At 43.2% G+C, this 10,337-nt stretch carries 10 protein-coding genes; 4 read left to right on the plus strand and 6 right to left on the minus strand.

Features of this window, described 5'->3' with window-relative positions; genetic code table 11:
* Positions 1-25 precede the first annotated feature (25 nt).
* Positions 26-280, minus strand: coding sequence for a photosystem I reaction center subunit PsaK (gene psaK / locus V7K45_RS13590; protein WP_335004158.1), 255 nt, complete (start codon positions 278-280; stop codon positions 26-28).
* 110 nt (positions 281-390) lie between these two features.
* On the opposite strand from psaK, the gene V7K45_RS13595 reads away from it, so the two are divergent.
* Positions 391-1,035, plus strand: coding sequence for a phosphoribosylanthranilate isomerase (locus V7K45_RS13595; protein WP_335004160.1), 645 nt, complete (start codon positions 391-393; stop codon positions 1,033-1,035).
* A 78-nt stretch (positions 1,036-1,113) separates the two neighbouring features.
* On the opposite strand, the gene folE is transcribed toward V7K45_RS13595, so the two are convergent.
* From folE to V7K45_RS13620, 5 genes are all read right to left on the minus strand, one after another.
* Positions 1,114-1,821 carry a GTP cyclohydrolase I FolE gene (gene folE, locus V7K45_RS13600; RefSeq protein WP_335004163.1) on the minus strand — a complete coding sequence of 236 codons (708 nt, stop codon included), beginning with the start codon at positions 1,819-1,821 and terminating at the stop codon, positions 1,114-1,116.
* Between the two features lie 100 nt (positions 1,822-1,921).
* The gene (locus V7K45_RS13605; protein ID WP_335004165.1) at positions 1,922-2,647 is read right to left on the minus strand and encodes an SDR family oxidoreductase; all 726 of its coding nucleotides are present in this window, start codon (positions 2,645-2,647) and stop codon (positions 1,922-1,924) included.
* A 355-nt stretch (positions 2,648-3,002) separates the two neighbouring features.
* On the minus strand, positions 3,003-3,983 hold the full coding sequence (locus V7K45_RS13610) for an acetyl-CoA carboxylase carboxyltransferase subunit alpha (RefSeq protein ID WP_094349744.1): 981 nt from the start codon (positions 3,981-3,983) through the stop codon (positions 3,003-3,005).
* Between the two features lie 119 nt (positions 3,984-4,102).
* Positions 4,103-5,122 carry a long-chain acyl-[acyl-carrier-protein] reductase gene (locus tag V7K45_RS13615; RefSeq protein ID WP_335004167.1) on the minus strand — a complete coding sequence of 340 codons (1,020 nt, stop codon included), beginning with the start codon at positions 5,120-5,122 and terminating at the stop codon, positions 4,103-4,105.
* A 162-nt stretch (positions 5,123-5,284) separates the two neighbouring features.
* Entirely contained in the window at positions 5,285-5,983 is a 699-nt protein-coding gene (locus tag V7K45_RS13620) for an aldehyde oxygenase (deformylating) (RefSeq protein ID WP_335004169.1), read from the minus strand.
* Between the two features lie 182 nt (positions 5,984-6,165).
* Between V7K45_RS13620 and V7K45_RS13625 the strand changes: the two genes are divergently transcribed.
* The 3 genes from V7K45_RS13625 (at position 6,166) to V7K45_RS13635 (ending at position 10,162) form a co-directional block, all read left to right on the plus strand.
* Positions 6,166-6,993 carry a carbohydrate ABC transporter permease gene (locus V7K45_RS13625; RefSeq protein ID WP_335004171.1) on the plus strand — a complete coding sequence of 276 codons (828 nt, stop codon included), beginning with the start codon at positions 6,166-6,168 and terminating at the stop codon, positions 6,991-6,993.
* A gap of 204 nt (positions 6,994-7,197) precedes the next feature.
* Positions 7,198-7,524 carry a hypothetical protein gene (locus V7K45_RS13630; protein WP_335004175.1) on the plus strand — a complete coding sequence of 109 codons (327 nt, stop codon included), beginning with the start codon at positions 7,198-7,200 and terminating at the stop codon, positions 7,522-7,524.
* Positions 7,525-7,699: 175 nt separating this feature from the next.
* Positions 7,700-10,162: a two-partner secretion domain-containing protein gene (locus V7K45_RS13635; RefSeq protein WP_335004177.1), complete on the plus strand. Its 2,463-nt coding sequence runs from the start codon at positions 7,700-7,702 to the stop codon at positions 10,160-10,162.
* Positions 10,163-10,337 lie beyond the last annotated feature (175 nt).

Consider the following 10,337-nt stretch of genomic DNA (forward strand, 5'->3'; position numbering starts at 1 on the left):
AAGTAACACCTCTGTCATCACAAAACTATAGACGACCGATGTTAGTCAATCCTAAAACGATGCCAACGCCAATAATATGACCAAAAGCCATTGCGGCAACGAATGTTGGAATACTAATCGGCAGAACAGGGAACTTGGGGCCAACTAAGGGTTTTTCAATCCTCGTACTTAGTAAAACTATTACTAAGCTACTGATGCTGATGATGATGCCCACTGTAGGATTCCACGCAGGTGTTGGGGGAACAGTTTCAGCTGCTGCTAGTAAAATAGATGAAATCAAGCTTTTGTCTCCTAAAATATAGACCTACAAGATTATAAAATTACCAAGGCACAAAAGTTTTTCAGATAATTTAGAATTTGTTGATATTATTTTAAATTTGTTAAATTTTTATGCGTGTTAAGATTTGCGGCATTACTCAACCACAGCAGTCTATAGCGATCGCCTCTCTAGGCGCAACGGCACTAGGATTTATTTGCGTGCCAAAGTCACCTCGTTACGTGACTACATCCCAAATTCGGGCAGCAGTGGCAGAACTGCCGGCAAATATTGACACAATAGGGGTTTTTGCCAACGCTAGTATCCCCGAAATTAGTCAGATAGTTGCTGATTCTGGATTGACTGGTGTGCAGTTACACGGAGATGAATCACCAAATTTTTGCTACCAACTACGTCAAGCTTTACCCAATGTTGAAATTCTTAAAGCACTTAGAATTCGTAGTCTTGAGCATCTTGACACAGCAGATGATTACACGAAATATGTAGATACTTTGCTACTTGACGCTTACCATCCACAACAACTGGGTGGTACAGGCAAAACTTTAGATTGGGCGATGCTAGAGCAATTTAGCCCTAGTTGTCCTTGGTTTTTAGCAGGAGGATTAACAGCCGATAATATTGTGGAAGCCCTAAATCAGGTTAATCCTAGCGGCGTTGATTTATCTAGTGGTGTGGAACGGACACCAGGAGATAAAGATTTAGATAAAGTAGCACTCCTATTTCATAGTCTCAAGAATATTGAGTTACTTAGAAGTTAAGAGTCATCAGTTATGAATTAACTCCTAACTCCTAACTCCTAACTCAGCACTCAGCACTCAGCACTCAGCACTCAGCACTCAAAAAAATGCTGGTTGATGGCGAATCAAGTTAAAAAATTCTTCGCGGGTTTTGTGTTCTTCTTGAAACACACCAACCATTGCGCTAGTAACAGTCCAAGAACCTGGTTTCTGAACGCCACGCATTACCATGCACATGTGACTAGCTTCCATCACAACAGCAACGCCTTGAGGTTCTAGAACGGTCTGGATTGCTTCGGCAATTTGACGAGTTAACCTCTCTTGTACTTGTAAGCGACGGGAATACATCTCAACAATCCGGGCTAGCTTACTCAGTCCAACAACTTTTTGGTTGGGAATATAAGCAACGTGCGCTCTACCCATAAATGGCAGCATGTGGTGTTCGCACAGACTAAAGAAGTTAATATCTCTAACAAGTACCATCTCGCTATGCCCTTCATCAAAGATGGCATCGTTAACGAGTTCTTCAAGAGATTGGTTGTAGCCACTGGTAAGAAACCGCATTGCCTCGGCTACTCGTTTGGGTGTTTTCAGGAGTCCTTCGCGTTCGGGATCTTCACCAACTCCCAATATCAGTGTCCGCACGGCATCCTTCATTTCCTCCATCTGTTCCTCTTTTGGCGGGAACACATCCGGTTGTCGCCCGTTATGAGTATTGCGATCTGGTCTAGGAGTTATGGCTTCTGCCAAATCGGGAATCAGAGGCGATTGAGAGCAATTGGAACCGTTGGAACTAGCAATAGTCATGATTCAGTCTTGGTTATAGTTTTAATTTAGTTATGAGTCATGAGTTATAAGTTAAAAATTCTAACTCCTAACTCCTAACTCCTAACTTCTAACTTCGCAATTAGAGTGCGCCAGCACTGGGCATCAGGGTCAATTCATCAATCACTGCCTGTTGTGGTAACAGAACTGTGTAGAGAATTGACTGAGCCACAATTTCCGGGGTTAACATTTTAGAACGGTCTAAGTTGATATGGACTGTTTCTGTATCCCAAAGTTCGGTATTGACTGCGCCGGGACAAATAGCTGTGACACGAATGCCGTGAATGCGTTCTTCTTGTGCCAGGGTTTGAGAGAGGGCTATCAAACCAGCTTTGCTGACGCTGTATGCTCCCCAACCAGGAAAGGGTTGCTTGGCGGCAATTGAGGCGACGTTGATAATTGTGCCTGTGCCTCGATCGCGCATTGAAGGCAAAATCCCCACAATGCACTGAAACACACTGGTGAGATTCAAGTCAATTACCTGCTGCCAGCCCTCTAGCGGGATTTCGCTCAAAGCACCTGTATAAGCGATGCCAGCATTGTTTACCAGAATGTTTATATCACCAAAGTCAAGGGCGATCGCTTGGATCTTGTCTTTGACTTCGGAAATCCGCGCTAAATCTACAGCGTAAGCTTTCGCTTCCACCCCAGTATGCTCTACGGCTTCTCTTACCGCCTCCAACTTATCCAAAGAACGGCTGACTAAGGCAACATCTATTCCCGCTTTTGCAAAGGCTAAAGCCGTTGCTTTCCCAATTCCACTACTTGCCCCAGTAATCAGGGCGCGTCGTTTTTGCTCAACACTCATGGTGTCTCCCAATTTTTTGGCAGTTCCCAAAGCCTATTACCACCCCATTATTCCCACTTCTCGGTTTGGATAGATTAAAGGAATCTAAAAATCTGATGATTCTCATTAGGCAAATGCTATGATGCAGCACAACAGTCCCCATATTGTGGGTTTTAGCAGTGAAGACAACAAATTGTTGCCTGGAAAACCACGCCGTACATTCAAATTAGATTATTTACATAAGACAAAACCCACTCAATCAAATTGAGTAGATTTGCCAAACATGCAAATGCCTATGGCTAGATTGTTAAAAATCTTTAAGCACATAGGCAATTATAGCATTGCTGCTTTACTAATAAATCATTATGCAGTGCCGTTAGTGGGCAACTTCTGTAAAAACACCAATTTTGCGGAATTTTTCATAGCGCAGTTGGCGGCGTTCTGGAGCGGTTAAACGATTGAGTTCGTCTAAATTTTCCATCAGTACTTGCTTGAGAGTGGTAGCGGCTTTTAAGGGGTCAGAATGAGCGCCACCAGTGGGTTCAGGCAGTATTTGGTCGATAATTCCCAACTTTTTCAGGTCATGGGAAATAATTTTTAGCGCCACAGCGGCTTGGGGAGCCTTACCAGCATCTTTCCACAAAATGGCGGCGCAGGCTTCGGGAGTGGCGACGGTATAAACGGAGTGTTCAAACATGAGTAGGCGATCGCCTACACCAATGCCGAGTGCGCCACCGGAACCACCTTCACCGATAACTGTGCAGATAATTGGCACATCCAAACAGAACATTTCCCGTAAGTTATAAGCGATCGCTTCTCCTTGACCTTGGTGTTCTGCTTCTACCCCAGACCAAGCTCCTGGTGTGTCGATAAAAGTTAGTATCGGCATACTAAACTTGTTGGCATGTTCCATCAACCGCATAGCTTTGCGATAGCCGCCAGGGTAAGGCATTCCAAAGTTACGGGCAATATTGTCTTTAGTATCGCGTCCTTTTTGATGACCCAACATCACCACAGGTTGCCCACTCAGACGACCAACACCACCAACTAAAGCCGGATCGTCACCACCACAGCGATCGCCATGCAATTCCATCCATTCATCACTAATTGCCTGAATGTAATCGAGAGTACTAGGGCGACGCGGATGACGAGCGACTTGTAATCGCTGGGACGGGGATAGACTAGTGAAAATTTCCTCACGTAGTTGCATGGCGCGTGCTTCTAGTTGACGAATTTGACCAGAAACATCGACGCCATTTTCTTCTGCAAGTTGCCGAATTTGATCGATTCGGGTTGCGAGTTCTGCTAGGGGCTTTTCAAAATCTAACAGTAGCGGTTTACGCTCGGTAGTTGCCATCGTAGGGGTTATAAGTACGAGTTATAAGTTATCTATCCTTTGTCTTTTGTCCTTTGTCAGTTGTCCTTTGTCCTTTGCAAATAACAAATGACTAATGACTAATAACCAATGACCAATGACTAAACCAGCAGCGGTCTAAATCCATGTTTCACTGATACCTTACCAATCTGCTCCATTTTGTCTACGGTAATCTGATTCCGTCCCCACGAAAAGTTCGTGTATAACTTCTCAAATTCCAACAGCATTGATTCGGCAAAACAAGCAAACAGCTGGCGGGCTGGCACGTCCATATTGACGATTTTCATAATTTTCCAGTCAATATCCAGCGAATGCTCGACAATCCCACCGTTTAACACATATACACCAGGATGCTGAACTTTTGTTGCTAAGTTTTTCGGATAGCCACCATCAATCAATAAACAGGGTTGTTTCAAAGTGGTCGGGTCAATTTCCACGCCTTTGGGCATACTAGCAACCCAAACTACAATGTCAGCTTCAGGTAGTGCTTCTGTCAAACCCATGATTTTCCCTCGCCCCAGTTCGCTTTGCAGTTCTTTGAGGCGTTCTCGATCGCGGGCAATCAACAAAAGTTCTTTGACATCTGTTTTTGCATCTAGCCAGCGGGTAACTGCACTACCAATATCTCCAGTTGCCCCACATATAGCAACAGTGGCTTTTGACAGATCGATTCCCAATTGTTTTGAGGCTTCTTCCACCTGCTTACAAATAATGTAGGCAGTATGTGTGTTTCCTGTGGTGAAGCGTTCAAACTCTAGTTTAATGTTGCGGACTTGGCTAAACTGGTCTAACTTAAAGTTTTCAAAAATAATCGAGGAAAATCCGCCTAAAGCTGTGATATTAATGCCATGCTTCTGTGCATGGGCCATGGCGTTAAGGATTTTGCGCGTTGCAGCTTTGATGCGACGGCTAGCTAGCATCTCCGGTAAAAAGCAAGATTCTACATACCGTCCTTCAATTTGTTGCCCAGTTATACTGGTGACAATAATGGTATCGACAATTTGCGGTGGGGCACTGCACCAAAAATCTAGCCCTTGATCGGCATATTCTGGGTATCCCAATTCTTTAGCAACCGATTGAGCGTGTTCTAAACTAGTCAGATGTCCAATTAGACCAAACATGTAGTGATTATTAGGCTTATGCTGTCTTGAGGGCGTGGAATATTATGTTAAGTGTTTCAGCAGTTCTGAGTCCTAAGTCCTGAGTTCTGAAGTTCTGATAAATTTCAACTACTCAGCACTCTTGTACAGACGCGATTAATCGCGTCTCTACTCAGCACTCTTTTAAGCGGCTATAAGTCCGTAGGCTGACAAGCGCATGATGTCGCGAGTCGTAAAGCCTATGTTACTTAATGCTTCACCGTATTGAATCATAAAGTCTTCTACCAAAGCATCTTTTTCCATTGCCATTGTGTGGGCATCACCTTCTACTTTGTTAAGCATTTTCCAGACGATGGGTAGGTTCTGGCGATTTGCAAGTTCAAGTTCAGCTTTGGATTCTGTAAAATGTTCTTTCAACCAAACTTCTCCAAAGTTGAGGTGGCTATACTCATCTTTTACTACTCCCTCCGTGATTTTGCGGGCAAAAGCATCGGCAACGGGGATGTAAATGTTATATGCTGCGATCGCAAAACACTCGATAATCAAAGACTGAATCAACAGACAAGTGACGACCTTTCCTTCCGCGGCCGCTGTTTGGAAATTCTGGTGTAGTCCAGAGAAAAATTCCTTGGCAAATTGTAAATCTGGGGTGACTTCCAAATTGCGCCCACAAGCTTCAAATCCTTTCTTGTGGCGACTTTCCATCTTGGAGAGGCGAATCAATTCATCGTGAGATTCTGGCAGCAGTTCGGCTAATGTGATGTAATTTTCATGGGCTTCTTGTTCCCCTTCAATCACGATCGCATTAATCCGGCTATAAGCATCTTTGTATGTTTCGCTCTTGAAATCTAATTCTTTAAATTGGTCTGCAAGCTGCTGCATGGTTATGTTTACTCCTGTAAACTGGAATTATTTTGACACCAGGATTGGAATTTACCCTATGAACTGAGGGTAACAATCTCTGTGGTTTAATTTAACTTAACAAGTAGACTATGTTTATAGATTAATGGTTGCTGGGGGCAATGCTCTAGTACTAGCGAAATAAATGCTTTGCGGCTCAAGTTATGTCTAAACCAAATCCGAATCTGAAATCTGGTGATTTTTTGAGCCTAGTAATCTTACTGCTAGGGGCATTTATCGTTCTACTACCGCTGTTTGTGGTCTTTCTCACCTCCTTTGCACCAACGTCCGTCAGCCCAGAAAATTTGTTCAAAAATAACTGGTCTTTAGCAAATTACCGCGTTGCGTGGCAACAAGGAAAATTTTTGCTGGCGTTTGCTAATTCTACCTTGGTAGCGATCGCTGTGACGGCGTTTCAGATTGTCACTTCTGCTTTAGCTGGTTACGCCCTAGCACGATTGAAGTTTAGGGGACGCCAAGCACTGCTATTAGTCGTTTTAGCAACTTTAGTGATTCCCTTTCAGTTATTGGTGATTCCCATCTTTTTGGTATTGAAGTGGGGACACCTGATAAATACATACTGGGCGCTGATTTTACCCACTGCGGTTAGCGGATTTGGGATTTTCTTATTACGTCAGTATTTCCAGACAATTCCTGTGGAGTTAGAGGAAGCCGCAGCGATAGATGGGGCAAACCGACTGCAAATTTTGTGGCGGGTGATGTTACCTTTAGCTCGTCCGGCGTTGGTAACGCTGTTTTTGTTCACCTTCATCGGTGAGTGGAATGATTTGTTTAAGCCTCTGGTATTTACCACAAGACCAGAATTAAGAACGGTGCAACTAGCGTTAGCTGAGTTTCAGGAGCAATTTACGAATAATTGGCCTTTGATGATGGCAGCAGTAACAATAGCCACAGTTCCAGTCATGGTATTATTTCTCATCGGTCAGCGTCAATTTCTTCAGGGTATTGCTGCCACAGGGATTAAGAATTAGTGGGGAAGGCGGTAAGTGGAAGCCCGATTTTAGTTCCTAGACGAGATGCCCACTCGACAATAAATAATTTGAATTGGTATTAGCTAAAAATAGCTGTAAAGAAAATCCCGCAGGAAATTATGAACTTTTATGACACTGAGCGTAATCATTGCTAACTAAACTGAAGCAATAATTATACACATCCCGTCAGGAAAGAAAACACTCATGAGTTCTCAACAAGTCATAGACCCTGAAATATTACAGAAGTTACAAGAAGAGATTCAGCAGAAAATGAATGAAAGCCTAGAAAACGCTGACTTGCACTCAGTGCTTGAAAAGTACGGCTTATTAGAATATAGAGTCTTGAGAATTCATTGGCAGTGCAATCTTGACCCCAATCAACTCAAATCTGATGATGCAATTGATGAACAGCAACCCAATGCATTATTGGCAGAAACTTCAAGACCTTCAATACCAGAAATTGTGTTAGTGAAAAAAGCATTGTGTATCCCTTGCCCATCAACTGGTAGCCCTTTAGGCTGTAACTGCTAAATAGCTAAATAATTTAATCTTCGGACTGCAAAGAGTTTATTCTAGTGAATGTAAAATACTAAACTTTGCTTTTTTGTAGTAGTTAGGTTACAGAGATAACATCAGCGTACTAGCATCACTCAATAGCAAAAAGCAGTATTTTAATAAACTCTGATTTTTTGAGCGCAAGTTTTTCATGTCTCAAAATCGAAGCAGTTGCCACTGGAAGTTAGGAATAGTGAGTACTTTAGTAATTGCTAGAGTGCTCATTTTTGCTGAGAGTTCTGCCTTAGCTCAAATTCAACAAGATGCCACACTTGGATCTGAAAGTTCAATCATTACACCAAAGCTAATCGATGGTCAGCCTATAGACCAGATTGATGGTGGAGCAGTTCGTGGTACAAACTTGCTCCATAGCTTTGAAAAATTTTCTATCTCTGCGGGAAGGACAGCCCATTTCAACAATGCAATCAATATTCAGAACATCATCAGTCGGGTGACAGGCAATTCTGTTTCTAATATAGATGGCATTCTCAAAGCTAACGGCACAGCTAACGTATTTTTGATTAATCCTAATGGCATTATTTTTGGGCCCAATGCTTCTTTAAATATTGGCGGTTCATTTGTGGCTAGTACGGCGAGTAGTTTGAACTTTGCTGATGGTACAAAGTTTAGTGCTACATCTGGTCAAACTGCACCTCTACTCACAGAAAGTGTTCCTATAGGTTTACAATTCGGAACAAATGCGGCGCCCATCCGCAATCAATCCCAAGCAAGTCCCAATAATGCAATTAATATCTTCGGACAAGGTGTTGGTCTACAGGTGCAGCAAGGCAAAACCCTAGCACTGATAGGTGGTGATATAACCCTAGAGGGCGGAAATTTAACGGCAAGTGGGGGAAGAATTGAGTTAGGAAGCGTTGCTGGCAATAGTTTAGTTGGTCTGAATTCAACGAATCAAGGTTGGGCATTAGGATATGAAGGCGTTCAAAATTTTCAGAACATCGAACTCACCCAGCAAAGTAATATTCCATCTACTGTAGATACCAGTGGCAAAGGTGGCGGTAATATCCGCCTGCAAGGACAACGAGTACTGGTAACTGACGGTTCACAAATTTTGGCTCTTAGCCTGGGAACGCAACCAGGAGGAAATTTGACAGTGAACGCTTCCGAGTCTGTAGAACTTGGACTAAATGCGTTCTTGTCTACTGGAACTTTCGGCACTGGAAACTCTGGAGATATAAATATCACTACCAGAAATTTGATTGTCAAAGATGGAGCGCAAGTTGTAATGTTCAATCTGGGGTCGGGATTGGCGGGGCAATTGACCATCAACGCCTCAGATTCCGTAGAACTAATCGCAGGCATCCCCATTTCTCCTTTGCCAGATGGTAGTGATTTAATATCTAGTGGATTATTTAGTGCAACTTATGGCGCTCAAAATGCTGGCAACATAATAATTAATACTGCAAAGTTACGTATTGAGGGAGGGGCAGCGATATCAACAAGTTCTGAGGGTATACTTGGGCGTTTTTCTAACCAATTTATACCAGCTACAGGAAATGGAGGAGATTTGACAGTGAACGCCTCTGAATCCGTAGAATTAATGGGAACCTCAGCAAATGGTTCTAGGCTCAGTAGCTTGTTTGCTGGCACTCAAGGGTCTGGAAATGGCGGCAACTTGACTTTAACTACAGGGCAATTGGTTATCAAAGATGGAGCGGCAATAACTGTGAGCAGTGAAGCTCGAAAAAATGTTAACTATCAAGGGGGTGTACCCAATTTAGGTCTAGCAGGCAAACTCAATATAAGCGCTCGTTCCATCCTGCTCGATAAAGGAAAACTCACATCTAATAGTGAGTCAGGTAAGGGCGGTGACATTGCAGTACAGGTGCAAGACTTATTACTGATGCGTCGCAACAGTCAAATCTCTACTAATGCCGGAGGTGATAAAACTGGCGGTAATATCACCATCAATGCATCTAATGGCTTTCTCGTCGCCACTCCTTTCGGAAATAGCGATATTACCGCTAACGCCAACTTTGGTTCTGGTGGTAAAATCGCGATCGCCGCTAAGAATATCTTTGGGTTTGTGCCACGCACCCGTGCAGAGGTGGAGAAACTCGATCCAAAAGGTATAAACCCGAATAATATACCAACAAGTGACATCACTGCATTTTCTCAGCAAAACCCTTCATTAAGTGGCACTGTACAAATCAACTCACCAGATGCTGACCCCAGTAAAGGATTAGTGGAACTACCTGTAAATCTGGTTGATGCTTCGCAGCAAATCGCTGCTGGTTGTAGTTCTAGTGGAAAAATAGGAAGAAGTTCGTTTTTTACTACTGGGCGTGGAGGAATACAAGCCGATCCTACAGAGCCATTGATAGCTGATGATGCAGTGTTGGCAGATTGGATCGCGCTCCCTCCAGAGAGTCAAAATCGTGCTGGCGGTATTCAGAAAAGAGCCGTTGTTCAGGCGCAGAGAAACACAGAAGAAAAATCACAGAAAGTTAATTCTGTTAATGAGCCTACTCCAATTGTAGAAGCCCAAGGATGGATTCTAGATGGCAATGGGAACGTGGTTCTGGTTGCTGAAGTACCTACTGCATCGCCCCATAACTCGTCGCTTGTCGCTACATCTTGCGGTGCTAATTAAAATTTGAGATTCTCAAACTTTTGTTGGTGCGTTGGCGTAGCCCATCGTAGACATCGCTGCTTTGCAATGAACTTTATATGTCAATACGGTTCAGTTAAGGCTGAAAATCTTGTAAAGTAAGCATTGTCCCAAGAATGAAAATCAGCGTGTGGAGCATCTCAAAGATTTTTCATTA

Origin of the sequence: Nostoc sp. (genome assembly GCF_036917375.1) — a bacterium.
GTDB lineage: Bacteria > Cyanobacteriota > Cyanobacteriia > Cyanobacteriales > Nostocaceae > Nostoc.